The following is a 20640-nucleotide window of genomic DNA, read 5'->3' as shown; positions in this document are numbered from 1 at the left end:
CTTCATGTCTTACTATCACTACTAAGAGTATAATCGTATTCTAATAATTAGACGAGTATTACCTAAAGAAGGTTTCATAAATTACGTAACAGTCCATTTACTATTGTTCCGTTTTTGACTTTATACCCTATTCTTTCACCATAAATGGTATATTGATGTGCTACCTCTATTAAATTCCCTCCAATATCCGTTATTGGTTTAGAAGTACCACCAACTATTTCTCCATCTACTATCCATACTTCAATTTTTGTCTTATCGTATTCAGAAAGCATATCTAACACATGGTCTGTTACTTGAAACACTTGCATGTTTATTTCTTTATCTATAAGAGATAATGGATCTTCTCTTAAGAGTTGCCAACTAAGTTGAACTTCATGTTCTTCAATGAAATCTCGTGTCATTTTCATCTTTTTGTTTCCTTCATACCGAATGATATTGTATCCATGCTCTTGTAGAAACGACTTCGCAAGATCATCCGAAATATCATAGGAGGTCTCTGGAATAACTGGTGTACAACCAAAAAGTATGATGAATAATAGTAATAAATTAGTATAAACTTTTAGCACTTTTCTAGCCTCCTCTTATTTATTATGTGCTAAAAGTGAAATTTTTATTGGACATCTAGATACATGAAAACTACCTTCTAAAAACAGAAAGCTATCCACAAGTATAAAGCCATGTACTTGTGGACAGCTTCCACTAAACTATTTGCGTAATGCTTTTAAGATAAGACTTACTATAAACACAAAAATAATGGCACCTACAAGAGCTGGAATTATTGCTATATCTGCAACTACAGGACCGATATTAAATAAGTTACTACCAATCCATGACCCGATAATACCAGCAATAATGTTACCAATAATACCACCTGGAATATCTTTACCAAGTATAATTCCTGCTAACCAACCAATAATACCACCTACGATTAAATAAAAGATAAATCCCATAAAGGTGTACCTCCATATCTTTTCTAAATTAAGATTATGTTCCCCATATAGACGACTTTTAAACCAACTTTCTGTTATAATGTTCGATGGATTGAAGGAGGAACATCAATGAGCTTTTTCTTGTGGACAATTTACTTAGGTGTGTTAGGATTATCACTCGTAGCATATGTGAAAGAAGAGTGGCGAAAATATACGATTTTAGGATTGATTGATTTTATTATCTCCATTGTGACTTGGTTTGGATTATTCAGTTTTGTGACAGGACAAACGATTTTTACGCAAGAAATATGGCGTATCGTATTTGTTGTTGGGCTGTGCTGGGATATAGCAGGATCGCTATTCTTTCCACATAAGTTAACAAGCAGAGAGATGGAAGAGGGTCCCTTTTTCTTGCGATTTGCGTCTTTATTATTCATCTTTCCACTTTATTACGGGATATATCAACTTGCGTTTATATAAACAAGAGAGTAGCCAATCGGCTACTCTCTTTTATTTCGGATGCATTTTGAATTCTAAGAATAACTCGTTATAATATGCTAACATTTCTTTTCCTAAGTTTTCATAAACCTCTAACCTTGCTGTCAACTCTTCACTTGGATAAAAACGTTCATCACCAGAGATATCCTCTGGTAACAATTCTACTGCTGCTTGGTTTGGAGTAGAATATCCAACGTACTCTGCATTTGCTGCACCGTTCTCTGGATCTAAGATAAAGTTAATAAATTGGTGAGCTCCATCCACATTCTTCGCTGTAGATGGAATAACCATATTATCAAACCACAAATTAGATCCTTCTTCTGGAACAACGTATTGCATATGCTCTACTTCCCACATAATTTCAGCAGCCATCCCAGACCAAACAATTCCAATTGGAGCATCACCGTTTTGAATAAGCGTCTTAATCTCATCCCCTACAATTGCTTTAATATTTGGTGTTAGGGTATCGAGCTTTTCTTTAGTTTCTTGCAAGTGCGAATGGTCTTTGTCGTTAAGACTGTACCCTAAACTGTTTAATCCAAACCCCATTACTTCTCTGGCTCCATCAATTAGCAAGATCTCATTACGTAAGCTAGGATCCCATAAGTCATTCCAGCTCTTAATTTCGATATCTATTTCATTTGGATCATAGACAATACCTACTGTTCCCCAAAAGTAAGGAACGGAATAACGGTTCCCCTCGTCAAAAGGAAGGTCCATAAATCTAGGATCGATATGCTTTAAGTTAGGAATTTTGCTGTGATCAAGCTCCATAAGTAATTCTTCTTGTTTCATCTTATCTATTGCATATTCTGAAGGCATAGCAAGATCATAGTTCGTTCCACCTTGCTCAATTTTTGTCATCATCGCTTCGTTCGAATCAAACGTTTCATAAATAACTCTCATTCCTGTTTCTTCTTCGAACTTGTCGATTAGATTGGAATCAATATAATCTCCCCAGTTATAAATGGTTAACGTATTGTTCCCTGAGAATCCTTCTGTCGCATTTAAATGGTTAATGGCTAATAGTAAGATACTTGATGCAACTAAAGCGGCAACAAATGCTCTAATTAGAGATTTCATTTAGGCACCTCCAATCCTTTTCTCGTACGCTGGTTTAGGAAGTAATAACCTAACACTAACAACAACGTAAAGATGAATAACAATGTGGATAAAGCGTTAATATTTAAGGAAATACCACGGCGAGCCATCGAGTAAATTTCAACTGATAGCGTAGTAAAGCCGTTTCCTGTTACAAAGAAAGTAACCGCAAAATCATCTAAAGAATAAGTTAAAGCCAAGAAAAAACCTGCAAAAATACCAGGAGTTATATAAGGTAAAACCACTTTAGATAAAACATCCCATCTGCTTGCACCAAGGTCCAATGCAGCATCTACTAGAGTGCTACTCATCTCTTGGAGTTTTGGCAACACCATGATTACTACGATAGGCACACTAAATGCAATATGGGAAAGTAGGACAGATGTAAAGCCTAATCTAATCCCTAAAATGGTAAACAGAATCAAAAAAGAAGCACCAATAATAACGTCTGGACTTACAATTAAAACGTTATTTAAAGCTAGTAAAGAATTCTTTACCCTTTTTCTTCTTACATAGTCTATCGCTAAAGCACCAAAAACCCCTAGGATTGTAGAAATCACTGCAGACAATAACGCAATCACGAGCGTGTTTAAGACAATGATTAGTAGTCTTGTATCCGCAAATACTTCTTTATAGTAATCAAACGTAAAACCATCAAAGCTGGCCATGTTTCCCCCACTGTTAAAGGAGAAGATCATTAAATAGACGATTGGGGCATATAAAATAAGAAAAACTGCAGTTAAATATACTTTCCCCACTGAACGAATCTTTGTCATTTAGAAGCACCTACCTTTTGACCACCTAGAACAAACATCATAATAGCCATGATAATAACTAAGAAAACAGCAATAGTTGATCCCATTCCCCAATCTTGTGTTACTAAGAAATGTTGTTCAATTGCTGTACCTAAAGTAATTACTCGGTTCCCTGCAATTAGTCTCGTAATCATAAAGAGAGATAAGGAAGGGATAAACACGGCTAAACATCCTGCTTTTACTCCATCAATGGTTAATGGAAAGACCACTCGTTTAAATGTTGTCCAAGGCGAAGCCCCTAAATCTAATGATGCGTATACAAAAGAAGGGTTTAGTTTCTCTAATGCGTTATAAATTGGCAGCAACATAAATGGAATAAAAATATATACGGAAACAAAAACAAAGCTAAAGTCTGTAAATAACAGTTGTTGTTGCCCAATACCGATTGTTTCTAAAAACGCATTGGTCGGTCCATTGGTTCCAAAGATACCTAAGAATGCATATGCCTTAAGCAAGAGATTAATCCAGGAAGGTAATATGATTAACAGCAACCATAACTGACGATGCTTTAGTTTAGTAATTAAATAAGCAGCCGGATAAGCAACAAGTAAAGAGAAAAACGTTATAAGTGCTGCATACCAGAATGAACTCAATGTCATTTTCAAATAAGTAGCGGTGAAAAATTTCTCATAATTAGCAATCGTAAACTGCTGATTCATATCAAAGAAAGAATAGTAAAATACTAATGCGATAGGTGCTACTACAAACAATAGAATATAAATGGCATAAGGAATCAGATAAATATTTTTTCCACTTATATTACGCATCCTGCTGATCTCCATAAGACTCTAATCGCTTATCAAATTCTTCTTCTGTTTCCCCTAGTCGCATAATATGGATTGCTTCTGCCTCAAAGTCTAATCCAATACTCTCTCCCACTTCTGCTTTTTTTGTTGAGTGAACAAGCCATTCATTTCCTTGTTCATCGAAACAGCAAATTTCATAGTGAACTCCTCTAAACAACTGTGAGTCAATTCTAGCTTCCAATTTACCTTTACCTGTAGAAACCAAAGAAAGATCCTCTGGGCGAATAACTACTTCTACAGGTTCGTTAGGGTTTAATCCACCATCCACGCAATCAAACGTTTTGTTAGCAAACTGAACTAGTTGGTCTTTCACCATTGTTCCTTTTACAATATTAGATTCTCCGATAAAATCTGCTACAAAACGGTTTATCGGCTCATCATAAATGTCTGTAGGCGTTCCACTTTGTTGAATAACCCCTTCATTAAGCACAAAAATATAATCGGACATCGCCAATGCTTCTTCTTGATCATGGGTAACAAAGACAAACGTAATCCCTAAACGTTGCTGTAATTCGCGAAGTTCATATTGCATCTCCGTACGTAGTTTCAAATCTAGTGCAGATAGGGGTTCATCTAACAGTATTACCTCGGGTTCATTTACAATCGCTCGAGCAATTGCTACACGTTGACGTTGGCCACCAGACATCTCGTCGATAGAACGGTATTCGTAACCGGATAAATTTACGAAGGATAATGCTTGGTTTACCTTTTTCTTTACTTCCGCTTCTTTCATTTTCTTAATACGAAGACCAAATGCGATATTTTCAAAGACATTAAGATGAGGGAAGAGTGCATAGTCTTGGAATACTGTATTTACTTGGCGTTTATTAGCTGGAATTTTATTTAGTGGTTTCCCGTTAAATTCCATAAGTCCTGTAGAGGGCTCAATGAAGCCTGCTATTAATCGCAAAATAGTTGTTTTTCCACAACCTGATGGCCCTAGTAATGTATAGAATTTCCCTCTTTCTAGTTCAAAACTAACTTCTTGTAAAACAGGCTTATCATCGTAAACTTTTGATACTTGGTCAAATCGTATAATCGTATTTGTACTCAATCTTTTTTCCCTCACATTCTAATTTCTCTTGTTTTATCTATGTCAAATAACTAGTTGTAAAATCAATAAAAAATATCTCTAAAAAAGCCAGATGTATTGTATAGTATACAAATTGTAAATTATGCACAATAGCTCCGTATTCATTGTAACATTTTTGCAACATATCACTTGAAATGTTTGAAAAAAGGACTGAAGAGGAATTCCCCTCTCCAGTCCTTTTTCTAGTTTACATTATATTAATGTAAATCTTTAATGCGGGGTGGCTCTTCCAACCAACCATGTTTAATCATAATTCTAGCTCCTGAATGAGCATAGTCAAAGATATCTTTTGCTATTAGAGTCACCTCTACAGGTAAATCATTACGGAAGCTAAATGCAGTTCCAATGGCATTCTTTCCTAAAGAGAAAGAGCTAAATAAGCTAGTACAATACATCATTAACTTTTCTGAGAAAGGTGATATTACAGAATTAGTAATATTGCCCCCGGATGCAGTTGGTGCAGGTAACTGACTATCTTCTATCTCTTTTGTAAATTTAACAATAATATCTCTTGCTAAATCCATTCCCTCTGCGAAATACTTTTTGATATCATCTGTTTTTGCTACTTGATGGAAGGATTTGATCATGATGAATCCTACCGTATTAGATTCTACACCTTGGTAAATATGTGCCAGTTCTACGGTGTTTAACATCCGTTTATCACCAAGTAAAGACTGTCCTTTTAGGTACTTCTTGTCGTCAACAAAGTAATTAGCCTTTGGCATAGGAACGTAAGGTGCTCGAGCAATTTGTCCATTATCAATTAAGTATGCGGTACATTTAGAATATATCTCTTGTGTAATGCTAGTTAATTCTCTATACAATGAACAAACATCTTCTCGATAAGACATACTTAAATGTAAGGTGTGCATCCCCATTGATATTTGTTTCATCACACGAATAAACATAATATCATAGCCGTTATCGTAAAGTTTTGGTGTACCAACAGAAACATCTTCACTAGTAAACCCTATTGGAGCTTTCCCATCTTCATCCGTAAAGAACTGAGCAATTCTATCTGGAAAAGGAGAGATAACATCATACACGTATTGTAGTAATTGTTTTTCTTCCTCCCTTTCAGCATGTTCCAAGAAAAATTCCATGATTCTTAAGAACATAGTCTTTTGTTGATATGTCATCCATAGGGTACCAATCTCACTAGACGTCAATTTTGCTTGATGAGTCATGTCCTGATTCCTCCGATATTATTTGCTACTTGTTAGTATGTAAAGAGTTAGAATATCTATACAAAGAATTTGCTAATTGAGCTTAACAAGGATAGATCGTAAAGTCTTTTTTACGAAAATTCTTCTAATAACGACTTCTTCCGTCTGTTGATGGTTCGTTATTAATGTAAAAAAAGACCGCCTATATTAGGCAGTCTCTTCCATGTTATCAGTCGTATACGTATGACGAATAAATTCTGCTGATTCTTTTGTTTCTTTCATTAATGAAGCGATTTGTTCGTTTTCTGTCTGTATTGTTTCTACAGCTGCACTCATTTCCTCAAAGCCAGCACTAGCTTCCTCTAGAACAGATGCAAGGTCGACCGTAGATTTTTCTACCACAGTTGTTTGTTCACTTACTTCTTGTGATAAACCGAATAGTTGCTCAATAGACGATAAAATTCCCTCTACATTTACTGATAAGCTTGTCAGGTTCATTTCTACTTCTTGGACACCTACTTCACTTGTATGGAGTGCATTTACTTGATCATCAATTCTTTTAGATGTCTCTTCGCTAAATAAACTCATACTTTCTAAATTCGTTGATATCTCAACCGTAAGTGCTTTCGTATGTTCTGCGAGAGAACGAATTTCGTTAGCAACTACTGCGAATCCCTTACCAGCTGTTCCTGCTCTTGCCGCTTCTATGGATGCATTAAGTGCTAATAAATTCGTTTGACCAGTGATATGATGGATATCTTCAATAAATTCCCCTGTATGTTGTATAGTTGAACGTAATTTTTCAAATTCTACTGTTACAAGTTCTGTTTGATGCCTCATCTTATCTACTTCATTAACTAATGCTTTTACAGTATCCAAACTTATCGTAATGGCATTATTCATTTCGGTGGAATTTGATTGTAAAGAAAAGGCTGTAGTATGCAATTCATTCATTCTCTCTGCTGTTTTACCTGCCTGTGAAGAAATTGTTTGAATTTCTTCTGTTTGAGCAGTTGTTCCTGATGCTAACTCATGAATCACCTTTGTTACTTGCTCTTGTGCAAGTACGTTTTGTTGGATGTATTCATTTGTATCCGTTAGCTTCCTTACCATTACCGTGACTTCTTCCCATAATTCTTTTCTAGTTTTTTCTTCTTGTGTTGCTCTTGCTTCGGTTTGTTCCAGTAGCGATAACGTATAGCGGTTAGATTTCGTTGCTAAAAAGACTAGAACTCCTAACATCCCTGTAATGAGTATGTAGACAAGTATTACATAAGATAGTTGCTCACTAATAAACTCAAATGGTTTTCGCACATATAGATTGTTTACTAAAATTACAGATAAACTACCCACTACCCCAACAAGAAAGCTTGACCATAGTAGAGGAATACTAGAAAACACAAGTAAAAAATAGGATATTAACACAACAGCTAACGACCCACCAATGGAGAAAATAGAGAATAGCAACCCTCCACAGATGATAAAGATATTAATAACAGGATATAACTTATTCCATTTTAATACTCGATGAAATAGTATGTATGCACAGACTAATAATACAAACTGAGTACCATAGTTCCAGATTGTCTCGATACTTTTATCCGATATGGCAACTCCCATCCCCGCAATAATAGTAATCATATAAATAAAAAAGATAAACTGATTTTTGCTACGTAACTCATTTATTTTAAACGTCTCTAACATACTGAATGCCCCTTCACTATCTACTTTTCTTTATTCTACCATGTGGTAGGGCCATTTCGTACCTATATTCTGAATTTTTTGAAGTAATTACTTTTTGTTTGCGTTACGCTGCCATTGAAATTGAACACCAAAGATCTCAGACATAATGGAAAGCATAAATTCTACATACTCTTCTTCTGCTTCTTTTTTTACTAAGGTTTCATCTGTTTCGCTACTAGTAGATTTTATATAAGGTAGAAAAATAGATTCAAAAGCTTGTTCCTTTGAATGAAAAGGAAAAGATGTTACGTTAGGAAACATTTTGGAGACATATTTTTGTTCAATTTCCGTCTTCCAAGATATATCACTCTCTGTATTTTGCAAAAGTTGTTCATTTAATCGGTACAATTGAAAAACTGACTCAGCTTTAGAACGTTCTTGAATTTCTTCTCTTTTTAACATTGCTGCCAAATCCGATTTATTCGGGGAAGAGTACATCCACATTCCAGCTTTGTGTACATAGATCGTTTCAAATCGTCCACTTGCTATTATTTTCAATAGCGGTAATGGACTTTTAATCTTAGCCATAGAATAACTCCTTTTCCGCACCCAGCCATCCTTGACATGGGAGCTCTAATTCACAAGTTACTACTGAAACAAACGAAGAAAATTTACTAGATTAATAAGGATGTAACACCATTGTAAAACAAATTTCTTTACTACGTTAGTGTGAAGTTAAAATTAGTACATATTTCCTATTGATTATCCATTTGACAGTAAAAAAAGGCTTGAACGTCCAAAATTAGGACATTTCAAGGTATATGTTGGATTAATTTCACGATAATAGGCTATATCTACTAGCCTATTATCGTGTAGTACTATTCCCTCTATTGTTCAACTACTGTACAAGTAAGTAGAGGTAAATGGTTGTAAGCGAAATAGATTGACACTTTTCGCAATGGCATTATCCATACTTTTGTTGCACATAAACACATCACGATTTATACTTATCTTATTGAAAATGATTATCAATAATAAAGTAGGTGCATGTAGTGACTTCACACCAAGAAGTAAAATCTCGACCAATCGTCGGTACTATTACTGGTCTTGTAGGATTAGTAATCCTCCTTTTTAGTATGGCAGCTTCTATCTCTTTAGGAGCAGCAGATATTAAACTTGGGACTGTTTGGAATTCCCTTCTTTCTTTTAACCCTAACGAACTCCAACACCAAATTATTCACGAATTACGAATCCCTCGTGCCCTTGCTAGCGCTTTTGTAGGAGCGGCTTTAGCTGTTTCTGGAGCTATTATGCAAGGGATGACAAGAAATCCTTTAGCTTCTCCTTCTATTATGGGTGTATCTGATGGCGCGGCATTTGCCATTGCTATTGTTTTTGCCTTTATTCCTGGACTATCTGTTTTAGAAATCATGTCTGTATCTTTTCTTGGAGCTGGCCTCGGTGCATTATTAGTATTTTCCATCGCTTTTGCTGCTAAGGGGACATTATCCCCTGTCAAATTAGCTTTAGCCGGAGTAGCAGTAGGAGCTCTATTAGATTCCATATCTACAGGAATAGCCATTCACTTTAATGTAGCTCAAGATATTAGTTTTTGGTTTGCAGGTGGGCTTACAGGTGTCACATGGGCACAAGTCCAATGGCTAATACCAGCTTTTTTTATAGGACTTCTGTTAGCCCTATTTATCTCTAGATCTATTACTATTTTAAGCTTAGGGGATGAAGTAGCAATTGGTTTAGGTCAACAAACCATATTAATTAAGACCATTGCTACTATTTCTGTTTTATTGTTAACTGGAGCAGCAGTTTCTGTGGCAGGTGCAGTAGGATTTATTGGATTAATTATTCCACATGTTACGAGATACATAGTTGGGGTGGATTATAGAGTTGTAATTCCTTGTTCAGCTATTTTCGGAGCATTGCTCTTAGTTGTAGCGGACATTGGATCTAGAATGGTGAATCCACCATTTGAAACTCCTGTAGGGGCTATCACAGCACTAGTAGGCGTACCATTCTTTTTATATTTAGCAAGGCAGGATAGGAGGGGCCTATAATGACTAAATCTCAAAAAATATTCTTTATGCTACTTCCTATTCTGATCCTTGTTACCTTCCTCGTCAGTCTAAATACAGGAGTTATTAAGATAGCCCCTTTGGACGTGTTGAAGACTTTCATAGGTTATGGGACGGACCAGGATGAATTAGTCTTGTTTTCCTTCCGTTTACCTCGAATGGTGTTAGCTCTTCTAATTGGAGCTGGAATGGCGGTAGCTGGCGCCATTTTACAAGGTGTTACGAGAAACGATTTAGCGGATCCAGGTATCATTGGTATCAATGCTGGTGCAGGGTTCGCAGTTGTCTTGTATTTGTATTTAGTCAGCGGAAACGCTATAGAGCCCAATGCACTTACTATTTATACCATGCCTATTTTTGCTTTAGTAGGAGCTGGTTTAGCAGCCTTTCTTATCTACTTATTCGCAATGAAAGGTGGGGTAGTGACACCATCTCGTCTCATTTTAGTTGGGATAGGAATAGCCGCATTATTTGGAGCCTGTCTTATTGTTATTCAGCTACGAATGGATCCAAGAGATTTTATGAAAGCAACGGTTTGGTTAACGGGAAGCATATGGGGAGCAAATTGGACCTATGTCCTAAGTTTATTACCGTGGATAGTGGTATTACTCCCTCTTGCCTTTTATCGAGCTCGTTATCTAAATGTCCTTAACCTTGGTGATTCTTTAGCAACTGGTTTAGGTACACATGTGGAAAAAGAACGACGATTGATGCTTTTCATAGCCGTTGCTCTCGCAGGATCTTCCGTCTCTGTTGGTGGAGGTATTTCATTTTTAGGCTTAATTGCTCCCCACATTGCACGAAAAGTCGTCGGACCAAGGCATCAGTTCCTTTTACCAGCAGCTGCTTTAACCGGAGCTCTGTTACTATTATTTTCTGATTATGTTTCGCGAGTATTGATTGCTCCAAGTTCCATTCCAGTGGGGATTGTTGTTGCCTTTCTTGGAGCACCTTATTTCATTTATCTATTAATTAAAACACCTTAAGGAGGAGTTCCTATGCCAGTTATTCGTACAGAATCTTTAACCATTGGATACGGAGAAACAACCATTGTAGATCAACTATCTATTCAGATTCCAGAAGAAAAAATCACTACCATTATTGGAGCGAACGGATGCGGGAAGTCTACTATTCTTAAGACGGTTGCAAGAATTCATTCTCCTAAAAGTGGTGTTGCCTATTTAGATGGAAAAGCGATTCATACAGAAAAAACAAAAGACTTAGCTAAAAAAATGGCTATCTTACCTCAAACCCCTGAAGCACCGAGTGGTTTGACAGTTTACGAATTAGTTTCCTACGGCCGCTTTCCTCATCAAAAAGGCTTTGGAAAATTAACAGCTGATGACCATACAATTGTTGAGAGAGCGTTAGATTCTACTGGATTAAGTGAGTTTCGTCATCGTTCAATAGATGCTTTATCAGGCGGACAACGTCAACGTGTTTGGATTGCCATGGCTTTAGCTCAAGAGACCCCTTTACTAATATTGGATGAACCTACAACTTATTTAGATATGGCACATCAATTAGAAGTTTTAACTTTATTGAAGAAATTAAATGAAGAAGATGGCCGAACGATTGTCATGGTTCTTCATGATTTGAATCATGCCGCACGCTTTTCTCATTATCTTGTTGCGTTGTCTGAGGGGCAAGTAGTGAAAGCTGGAGATCCAGAAGAAGTCATGACTGCAGATGTTTTGAGAACGGTCTTTCAAATTGAAGCAACTATTGTAGAAGATCCTATTAGTGGTAAGCCATTATGTTTGTCGTACGAGTTGGCTAGTGAGAGAGATGAATTGATGGTAGAGAAGGAAGCTGTATTAGTTTAGGGGAGTAGGTTGGTTGCTTTCTCAGGATTTTGGTCGCAAACTCCTTAGGTTGGTCGCTTTCCCAGGGTTTCGGTCGCAAACCACTTAGATTGGTCGCTTCCCCAGGATTTCGGTCGCAAACTCCTTAGGTTGGTCGCTTTCTTAGGATTTTGGTCGCAAACCACTTAGGTTGGTCGCTTTCCCAGGATTTCGGTCGCAAACCACTTAGATTGGTCGCTTCCCCAGGATTTCGGTCGCAAACCCACTAGGTTGGTCGCTTTTTCCCAAACAAAAAGAAGAGACAACGAGTCTCTTCTTTTTTAATGGTGACTATGCCCTGTATCCGACATGTCTGCTTTTCCTTGGTCTTCCTGTACAGCAGCACGCATTTCCTCTGTTACCTCTCCAACTTCCACTTCTTCCACTGGCATAACGTGAAGATCTCTAGCCGTAACATGTGTTTGGATAAAGTAAACCCCGTCTTCTGTAAACTCATATGTAACTTCGTATTTACCTTTCTCTACTTGCTCTGCCGATAACCAAACGGACTCTTCTCTATTATTCGCTACCCAAATCTCAAAGTCTACTACATCTGCGTCATCAACAGGTGAACCACCTTGTGAAATAGTTGCCTGCAACCTTGATTCTTCCTTTACTGCAAGGTCACTCGGAACCTCTAATTCTACGTCTACCATTTGTTGTACTTCTCGAGTAGTATCTTTCTGGCAAGCTGTTAAAGTAATCATAGCTGCACATGTTAATAGTAATTTTTTATACATTTTATATCCCCCTTCCAATTCCCCTACTACCTTAACTATACTGGAAAAACGTTTATATGTTACAAGATTATTTGACAGTTTTATGGAGGTTTGGGATACGGGTATTATACAAGATGCCTTCCTGAAGATGAAAAAAGCTAGAAACGAATTACTTCTCGCTCCTAGCTTTTGTGTATTATTTAAAGGAATTCTTCTTCATCATTTGGCTTGTTTTTTTCCATTTTGCTCTTTCAGCTTTTTCAAGAACTTTATCCCCTTTTCTGTCCATGAAAGCAAGTTCCCTTAGAAGCTTTTTATAGGATTCAAAACGACCTTTCTCTAATTCTCCTGACATAATTGCTCCTTGCACTGCGCAGCCTGGCTCGGCTTTGTGTGTGCAATCTCTAAATTTACACCTTTCTGCTAGCTCCTTAATATCAGAAAAACCATGATCACTAGAACTATCCGCTTCCCACAGTTGCAATTCTCTCATACCCGGTGTATCAATGAGTAACGCTCCTGTCGGTAATGGAAACAGTTCTCGATGAGTGGTCGTATGCTTCCCGCGGTCGTCATCTTCTCGTACTTCTTTCACTAATTGAACTTCTTCCCCCAAGAAAAGGTTGGTTAACGTTGATTTACCCGCACCAGAGGAACCCAATAAAGCAACTGTCTTCCCTTCTTGTAGATAAGGCTCTAATTCTTCCATACCAGTGTTTGTCCGTGCACTGACCACGTGGATTGGTACACCAAATGCTATGTTTTCCACTAGTTGGCGCTTCTCCTCCACATCATCACACAAGTCTGCTTTTGTCAGAACAAATACTGGATTCGCTCCACTTTCGTAAGCCATTACTAGATATCTTTCCATTCTTCTTATGTTGAAGTCTTGGTTTAATGCATTTACAAGAAAGACAGTGTCCACGTTCGACGCTATTATCTGTTGTTCCAAGGTCGTTCCTGCCACTTTACGTGAGAAGAAAGATTGTCTAGGTAGGATGCCTTGTATCGTTGCTTTTCCTTCTTCTGGCCTTGCGTGGATCATCACCCAATCTCCTACTGCTGGATAATCTAGTCTGCTTAGTGCATCAAAACGCAACTTACCAGAGATCTCACCAAGTAATTCTCCGTGATCTGTTGCAATGCGATACATACGCTTATGTTCCACTAATACTCTTCCTGGAATGGCGTTTGTATCTGGCCAATCCTGACGTTGTGTTTCTCTAATTTCGTTCCATCCAAATTGTTTACTATTCAATGTATTTCCTCCTGATTTTGGGTACAAAAAAAGACCGTACGTAACGGTCTTGACCCACTGTTGGTAAGTTAATGTCCGATACAAAGTACGGCACATCCTTCCAAGCAGAAGAAAATAGTAATGAAACGACAGGTTAGTTCCACTTGGAGGGATGTACCACCATATTTAATTGAGTTTCTACTACAGTCATATATACACTCATATGTCATCCCTCACTTTCCGAATTTGATAATATCACTATACCATTTATAGGTTAATTTTGTAAATATTTTTCTCAGCTACTATAGTTTAAATTTGTCTGCGGATTTTTTAAGGTCTTCCGCTACTTGATTTAATTCGACGGCAGAAGCACTCATCTCCTCCACAGCTGACAATTGTGCCTCACTCGCTTCCATAGCACTTTGCGCACTTTGCACATTCATTATTGCTTGTGCGCCCACTTCTGTTATGACTAGTTGAGTAGATTGTAAAGTGCTATCCACTGTTTTTGCAATGTGAGATACCTCTTTTACTTGAGGGACTAGTTGCCCAATAGACTTTTCAATATCACGGAATACATGAACAGTGTTTTCCGCTGCGGAAACTCCTTCTTTAATGGAACCTAAACCTTGATTAGAAAATGTTAAGGCTTTTTTAGATTCCTCCACCATTCGTTTGGCTGTTTCCGTAATCTCTTCTGAAGATAGTTTTGTTTTCGTTGCCAGCTTTCTTACTTCACTAGCTACAACCGCAAAACCGTTGCCTGCTTCCCCAGCTCTAGCTGCTTCAATTGCTGCATTTAACGCTAGAAGGTTGGTTTGATTGGAGATTTCATTTATTAACTCCATCACATTTTGAATGTTTTCCGTATGTTTTACCATCTCATGAATTATTCCAGTTGTATCTTCAAATGTGAGCTCAATTTGTGAAATAGTTTTTCTTAGCTCTCCTAACTCCTTCACTCCTAGTTCGACCGAATTAGAGGATTTCTCTGTTAATGATTCCATGAGTGCAGAGGAAAGTGATAATGCTTCCATCTTTTCTTTTCCCACTTGCATGTTTTTCAATAAACTTTCTACCTTCATTTGCTGATCTTTAGAACCTACGAATGTCTTCTGAGCACTTTCTACCACCTGTTCAGCTGCTTTAGATGTATACAAAGCACTTGCTGTTAGATCACTTGCAGATGTAGACACTTGTGTTGCCGCTGCTTGAATGTTCCGTAACAAATCTTTAAAAGAATCTATTAAAAAATTAAACCCTTTCATTAAGTGTGCTCTCTCATCTTCTCCTTCTACTTCTATGGAACTTCGAAGATCACCACCTGCCACGGTAGTGACATAGTTGGCCAATAAAGTTAAAGGTTTGCTAAAAGATTGCGAGAAAATCCACGCAACAATAAGAACAACAATCATTACTATCGATGCGATAATAATTTGGTTCCACAGTAATGTGTACATAGGTTGCATTATCTCTTCTTTATGAACCTCCGTCACAATTCCCCAATTCACACCTTCTATATTTATAGAAGAAACGGCGCTAACCATTTTCTTCTCATCGGTTTTCGTACTATATTCAATTGTTGTGGTCCCTTCATCCTGGTATGCTTGGAATAGATCATCTTCTACTTTCGTAACACCAATATCCTTCTTACTAGATAATCTACTATCTGATCTATATAGTTGATCACTCCCAATTAGATAAGAATCACCAGTCACTCCTAATCCAGTACTCGATTGCATCACATTATTAATAGTACTATCGCTTAGTTGAGTAGCCACATAACCGATGTGTTCCCCACTATCATGGAGCGGTGATACGATAAATGCTGCTGGTTCCTTAGATGGCTCGTAGAATTTGTAATCACCGATAACAGTTGTTTTATCCTGAAAAGAACGGGTTAGGGCATCCGCAAAGGTCGAATTACGTAAACTGCTATCCCATAAATTTTCACCAAGATCACTTTCTTTCGCTACTGTATATATAATGTCACCATCCATATCGATTAGAAAGAAATCGTAGTACCCTTTTTCCTTAATATATAAATCAAAGTAGCTTTGATAGGTTTTCTCTATCTGTTTATACTCATTCGCCTCTAATCCTCCTAAATCAAACGCTGCTGAGAATTCCTCGAAAGCTTTTACAACAGTGGGATCGAGTGCAAGTACTTGGTTGTCAGACAACTTTCCTTTAAAATACATTTCAATCTCATGCTTTTTCAGGTCCCTTATTGCTTCAATCTTCCCCTGCTCACCTTCTAGTAAGAACCGAGAAGAATTCCAAAGGCTAATCATACTGATGATAATAAATGGAACTAAACTGACTGTTAACATAAGGGTTAAAATCCTTGTCCGTATTGTCTTCAATCTACTCACCCCTATAAGATGTAATGGATTATCATATGGGAAGATAGTAAATTCGACTAAACTATTACCTATTCAATAGGACATGTCTCAAAATAAAATGCAAACATATCGTTGTAAATAATAAGGAGATCCTAATCAGTACGTGTCACCTTAGAGTTGTGACTGTTTGTACAAGAAAAAAGACTTGAAGCAACTATATGCTCCAAGTCTCTATCACTAATGTTTATTTACCCATTATTCCTCATAATCCTTATTAAACATCCATTCACGAGACAAAGATGTTCCTCTTGTTCCCCTCATATCTACTTCTTTTTGTTCAGTAGGATAGAAAATAACAAAACTCTTTGGAACACTTTGCGCCAATCTAGTTGGTAATTCTTCCAATTTTGGATGCCATGCAATCGTTCCTTTTCTTGCACTTAAAAGGATAACTAGATCATTTGGAAGTAACTTCTCTTCGACGTATTCTTCTAGCGATTTCCAAGTCGGATGTCCGATTATTTTCATGGATAAGGATGGCTTTACTGCACCTACTATTTTTTCATAGATTTCTTTCTCAGGTCCAATTACATGGATTTCTAGTTCCGCTCCCAATTGCGCAACCATGTTTTTTATTATTGCTAGGGAGTCCATGAAACCAGGCTTTTGGTTTGCATGATTAGGAATCACGACAGCAACGCGATCTGTTGTTTGTAATGGATGTCCTAGTTTCGAGACAATCATTCGTTGATACGTATGATCTAGCGCTTGGTCAATAACGTTACCAAATAGCATCTGCGCACCAGATCGTTTCCCATTCCAACCCATCACTAATGTTGTGATACGTTCTTCTGTCATGGCACGTTCAATACCCTTTACGATGTTTAAATCAACTTTTGTTACAGGTCTAACCGGAACTTCCGCACTTGTACTATAGGAAATGGCTTTGTTCAGCATTTTCTCCGCTGATGCAACTTGTGTATGAGCTGTTTGCACTTCCTTTTGAACAACTGTAAGCGGGAATAAAGGTTCTGATGTTTTCTTCGCATTTCTAACCATAAAGCTCAACTCTAGTAATGATTCCATTGTTTCAGGGTTTGCTAATGGGATTAAGATTCTTTCTGGTTCGTTTTGTTCTTCTTGTGTAACAGATGAAGCTAAACGTCGACCATATTTCTCCGTCATGTATGGGCCAATCATACATGTAACCAAGATCATAATAATAACACCGTTGACTGTTGCCTGATCAAGTAGACCTAAGTCAAACCCTACTAGCGTCGCTGCAAGAGTTGCTGCAGCTTGGTTTATGGAGAGCCCAAACATAATCCTTTGTTCGTCTCCTGTGTAACCAAATATTTTAGCCCCTATAATGGTGGCAACATATTTACCCCCAATAACTGATACTAAAATTCCAGCTGTAACAATCCAGGAGTTAGGGTCTTGTAGAAATCCGATGATATCCATTAACATTCCTACGGAGAATAAGAAGAATGGAATAAATAAGGAATTGGCTGTGAATCGGACTCGATTCATGATGATTCCTTCATCCGCAATGTATCTATTAAGTGCTAACCCTGCTAAGAATGCCCCTATGATTGGTTCTAATCCTCCAATCTTAGCCAGGAATGCAGAGACAAACAGGACCACCATTACGTATAGGAATTCCGTCACTCCATCTCCATTGGAATTTCTGAAAAACCATTTGGAGAGAATGGGTGCACCTACGAGCACCGCTAACACAAGGATAACTGCAGATGCTATTAGCTTTACCCAGAAGATCATAGATAAATCTCCAACTGCTGCTCCAGCTACCACCGCTAGTACGACCATAGCCAGTGTATCCGTAACAAGCGTCCCACCTATAGTGGTGGTAATTGCTCCGTTTTTCGCTATTCCAAGGCGACTAGCTATTGGATAAGACAGTAGGGTATGCGATCCAACGATGGATCCAAGTAAAACTGCCGCCCACCAGTCGTAGCCTAAAAGAACGCTTAAAAACATCCCCACAAGAAATGGTGTAAGGAAGGAAAAGAGTCCAAAAGTGATACTTCTTTGTCTGTATTGTTTAAATCCGTTCAGATCTAATTCTAGTCCTGCGATAAAGATGATAAATAGTAAGCCTACTGTACCAAGTAATTGTACGGTCTCTCCTCTATCTAAAACATGCAGTCCGTTAGGGCCTAGAAGAACACCTGCCAAGATTGGTCCAATGATACCAGGCACTCTTATGCGGTTCATGATGATAGGAGAAATAAAGAAAGCGATAAGTGCTATGGCAAAAATCATTACTGGATCGTTTAAGGGAAACAGAATGATCACATCCTTTCTGTAAGTATTCTACCATCATACTATACTGTATTCTTTAGTAGATTATCCATCACAAAACTAATTGAAAATGAATATCATTATCTTTATACTATTCCTATACATAATTTGTAATTGTAGGTGATTGTGATGATGATGGAGTTACCGCAACTCTTATCAGTAAAAAAATTGAACTCAATCGATATTAAAATAACTTGTACTGATTGTAAAAGTTTTATGGTTTATGTGGAATCTGGTTATATAACGCTTCAGAAAAACTTAGAAAGTATTACGATTAGAACTCACCAACTAATTTGGGATAACACTTGTTCGTTTTCGCCATATCACATCCACTTGAGTCCTCTTAGCTCTTGTTGGTTATTATCTTGGGATAAGCCTATAAAAACTTCCTTATGGAAGGTGAAGCCTCCATTTAATATGAAGCCTTTCGCAACTTGCATACATAATTTGTCAGAAACTCCCTCATACGAACACCTATCGTCGATTTATCAACTAATTGACCAGCTACATAATAGTAAAAATATCTCCTTTGGACAAGAAGTAGATAATTATTTGCAAGAGAATATAAATACAAAACTTACAACAAGTGACCTAAGTAATTACTTAAATTTACCCTCTTCCACACTGTATAAAAAATTCATCAATGAGTTTGGAGTTAGTCCTTCTGTCTATGTTAAACAGTATAAAATGAATGCAGCTACCAGCTTAATTCGTGATAGTGATGCCTCTGTAAAAAGTATTGCAAAGCAACTCGGTTTCGATGATGAATTTTATTTCAGTAGAGTATTTAAAAACACTTACGGAGTGTCTCCAACTTTATATAAGGAACAAAATGTCCATGGATGTTGAAGGATATGTCCATGGCATCTGGGTGTTCCCTAATTTATAATTGATAATGAAAATCATTCACAACGGAGGAATCAAAATGAAAAAAAAGTTATTATCTATTTCACTTGCTACAGCTTTAACCCTTTTGTTAACTGCATGTAGTGAAAATAAAAATGCACCGGTTAGCGAAAATAAAACAGAAAACACCACCGTTTCAGAAACAAATGAAACAAGAACAATTCAACACTTTTTAGGAGAGTCTGAAGTACCTGCTAATCCCGAAAAAGTGATTGTTCTTTCTCACGTCTCCTGGGAAGGAACGTTAGTATCTCTAAATCATACTCCACATGCCGTTATGGCCTACGACGGTGAATTCGCTCCACATCTTGTTGAAAAATTAGCGGAAACAGAAGCTATTCCTTACGCAGATGAGTTAGATCCAGAACAGATCTTAGCCTTAGATCCAGATTTAGTAATCATGAGTGAAAGATACGAACCAATTTATAATGCATTATCTGAAGCAATTCCTACTGTTGTAGTAGAAGTAGGTGGAGATTGGAAAGAAGATCATCTTCTGATTGCGGATGCTATCGGAAAAAAAGAAGAAGGTCAGAAAGTAATCGATGAGCTTGACCAGAAAGCAAAAGACACGGCCACTTTGTTAAAAGATAAACTTGGGGATCAAAAAGTAATGGCGGTATCTATTAACAAAAAAGATATTCGCGTATATGGTACCAAAAACCATGCGGTAAACAGTCTTTTATTTGACGATATGGGCTTAACTCCTGCTGATGGATTACCAGAAGATTTTGGTGTTAACATCTCTTTAGAAGGTTTATCTACTTTTAATCCAGACGTTATCTTCGACGTTACATACTTTAATAGCGGAGAATACTTTGATTCTGTTGTGAACTCTGATGTTTGGAATAGTCTGAATGCAGTTAAAGAAGGTAAAGTATTTACTTTATCTACAACTTGGGGTTTCTGGGATCCTATTGAGCGTGAAAAAGGAATGGAAGAAATCGCAAGGTATTTAAATAATCTTTAATAAACATTGAGAGCCTCTAATACGGGGCTTTTTTCTTTTGGTGCGCTTCCACAATGAAACATACTCGACTTTTTAGCTTTCCCATCCTTTGGTACAAAAAAGTAGCTCCCCCA

At 37.3% G+C, this 20640-nt stretch carries 19 protein-coding genes; 6 read left to right on the top strand and 13 right to left on the bottom strand.

The window, feature by feature from the left end:
• Positions 1 to 74: 74 nt before the first annotated feature.
• Positions 75 to 566, bottom strand: coding sequence for a hypothetical protein (locus tag G8O30_RS15060; RefSeq protein WP_239672836.1), 492 nt, complete (start codon positions 564 to 566; stop codon positions 75 to 77).
• Between the two features lie 138 nt (positions 567 to 704).
• On the bottom strand, positions 705 to 950 hold the full coding sequence (locus G8O30_RS15055; RefSeq protein WP_239672835.1) for a GlsB/YeaQ/YmgE family stress response membrane protein: 246 nt from the start codon (positions 948 to 950) through the stop codon (positions 705 to 707).
• 108 nt (positions 951 to 1058) lie between these two features.
• On the opposite strand from G8O30_RS15055, the gene G8O30_RS15050 reads away from it, so the two are divergent.
• Positions 1059 to 1409, top strand: coding sequence for a hypothetical protein (locus tag G8O30_RS15050; protein WP_239672834.1), 351 nt, complete (start codon positions 1059 to 1061; stop codon positions 1407 to 1409).
• Between the two features lie 30 nt (positions 1410 to 1439).
• Here the strand turns inward: G8O30_RS15050 and G8O30_RS15045 are convergent, their stop codons facing one another.
• The 7 genes from G8O30_RS15045 to G8O30_RS15015 all read right to left on the bottom strand — a co-directional run bounded on the left by G8O30_RS15045 (position 1440) and on the right by G8O30_RS15015 (position 8679).
• Positions 1440 to 2510, bottom strand: a complete 1071-nt coding sequence (locus G8O30_RS15045; RefSeq protein ID WP_239672833.1) for an ABC transporter substrate-binding protein — start codon at positions 2508 to 2510, stop codon at positions 1440 to 1442.
• The gene (locus G8O30_RS15040; protein ID WP_239672832.1) at positions 2507 to 3304 is read right to left on the bottom strand and encodes an ABC transporter permease; all 798 of its coding nucleotides are present in this window, start codon (positions 3302 to 3304) and stop codon (positions 2507 to 2509) included. Before G8O30_RS15040 ends, G8O30_RS15045 begins: the two co-directional genes overlap by 4 nt.
• Complete coding sequence (locus G8O30_RS15035) at positions 3301 to 4110, bottom strand: ABC transporter permease (RefSeq protein ID WP_239672831.1); 810 nt, start codon at positions 4108 to 4110, stop codon at positions 3301 to 3303. Before G8O30_RS15035 ends, G8O30_RS15040 begins: the two co-directional genes overlap by 4 nt.
• A complete protein-coding gene (locus G8O30_RS15030; RefSeq protein ID WP_239672830.1) occupies positions 4103 to 5203 on the bottom strand; it encodes an ABC transporter ATP-binding protein in 1101 nt (366 codons plus the stop codon). Before G8O30_RS15030 ends, G8O30_RS15035 begins: the two co-directional genes overlap by 8 nt.
• Before the next feature lie 236 nt (positions 5204 to 5439).
• Positions 5440 to 6429: a DUF3231 family protein gene (locus G8O30_RS15025; protein WP_239672829.1), complete on the bottom strand. Its 990-nt coding sequence runs from the start codon at positions 6427 to 6429 to the stop codon at positions 5440 to 5442.
• 186 nt (positions 6430 to 6615) lie between these two features.
• A complete protein-coding gene (locus G8O30_RS15020) occupies positions 6616 to 8112 on the bottom strand; it encodes a methyl-accepting chemotaxis protein (RefSeq protein ID WP_239672828.1) in 1497 nt (498 codons plus the stop codon).
• An 87-nt stretch (positions 8113 to 8199) separates the two neighbouring features.
• Complete coding sequence (locus G8O30_RS15015) at positions 8200 to 8679, bottom strand: hypothetical protein (protein WP_239672827.1); 480 nt, start codon at positions 8677 to 8679, stop codon at positions 8200 to 8202.
• Between the two features lie 464 nt (positions 8680 to 9143).
• Here G8O30_RS15015 and G8O30_RS15010 point away from each other — a divergent pair, with 464 nt between their 5' ends.
• Genes G8O30_RS15010 through G8O30_RS15000 form a run of 3 tightly spaced genes read left to right on the top strand, consistent with a single transcriptional unit; the run spans position 9144 to position 12007 of the window.
• Positions 9144 to 10163, top strand: coding sequence for a FecCD family ABC transporter permease (locus G8O30_RS15010; RefSeq protein WP_239672826.1), 1020 nt, complete (start codon positions 9144 to 9146; stop codon positions 10161 to 10163).
• A complete protein-coding gene (locus G8O30_RS15005) occupies positions 10163 to 11167 on the top strand; it encodes a FecCD family ABC transporter permease (RefSeq protein ID WP_239672825.1) in 1005 nt (334 codons plus the stop codon). The genes G8O30_RS15010 and G8O30_RS15005 overlap by 1 nt, the downstream gene beginning before the upstream one ends.
• 12 nt (positions 11168 to 11179) lie before the next feature.
• A complete protein-coding gene (locus tag G8O30_RS15000; protein ID WP_239672824.1) occupies positions 11180 to 12007 on the top strand; it encodes an ABC transporter ATP-binding protein in 828 nt (275 codons plus the stop codon).
• A 299-nt stretch (positions 12008 to 12306) separates the two neighbouring features.
• Here the strand turns inward: G8O30_RS15000 and G8O30_RS14995 are convergent, their stop codons facing one another.
• From G8O30_RS14995 to G8O30_RS14980, 4 genes are all read right to left on the bottom strand, one after another.
• Entirely contained in the window at positions 12307 to 12765 is a 459-nt protein-coding gene (locus G8O30_RS14995) for a FixH family protein (protein ID WP_239672823.1), read from the bottom strand.
• A gap of 175 nt (positions 12766 to 12940) precedes the next feature.
• Positions 12941 to 14002 (bottom strand): ribosome small subunit-dependent GTPase A, encoded by a 1062-nt coding sequence (gene rsgA / locus G8O30_RS14990; protein ID WP_420844578.1) that lies wholly within the window; start codon positions 14000 to 14002, stop codon positions 12941 to 12943.
• A gap of 281 nt (positions 14003 to 14283) precedes the next feature.
• Positions 14284 to 16347, bottom strand: a complete 2064-nt coding sequence (locus G8O30_RS14985; RefSeq protein WP_239672822.1) for a methyl-accepting chemotaxis protein — start codon at positions 16345 to 16347, stop codon at positions 14284 to 14286.
• Positions 16348 to 16581: 234 nt separating this feature from the next.
• Positions 16582 to 18612, bottom strand: a complete 2031-nt coding sequence (locus G8O30_RS14980) for a cation:proton antiporter (protein WP_239672821.1) — start codon at positions 18610 to 18612, stop codon at positions 16582 to 16584.
• A gap of 168 nt (positions 18613 to 18780) precedes the next feature.
• Between G8O30_RS14980 and G8O30_RS14975 the strand changes: the two genes are divergently transcribed.
• Positions 18781 to 19500 carry a helix-turn-helix domain-containing protein gene (locus G8O30_RS14975; RefSeq protein ID WP_239672820.1) on the top strand — a complete coding sequence of 240 codons (720 nt, stop codon included), beginning with the start codon at positions 18781 to 18783 and terminating at the stop codon, positions 19498 to 19500.
• A gap of 76 nt (positions 19501 to 19576) precedes the next feature.
• Positions 19577 to 20527 (top strand): ABC transporter substrate-binding protein, encoded by a 951-nt coding sequence (locus tag G8O30_RS14970; RefSeq protein ID WP_239672819.1) that lies wholly within the window; start codon positions 19577 to 19579, stop codon positions 20525 to 20527.
• Positions 20528 to 20640: the final 113 nt, after the last annotated feature.

It is taken from the genome of Mangrovibacillus cuniculi, assembly GCF_015482585.1.
GTDB lineage: Bacteria > Bacillota > Bacilli > Bacillales > R1DC41 > Mangrovibacillus > Mangrovibacillus cuniculi.
Note: the sequence above shows the minus strand (reverse complement) of the source record. Positions and strands in the feature narration are given on the sequence as shown.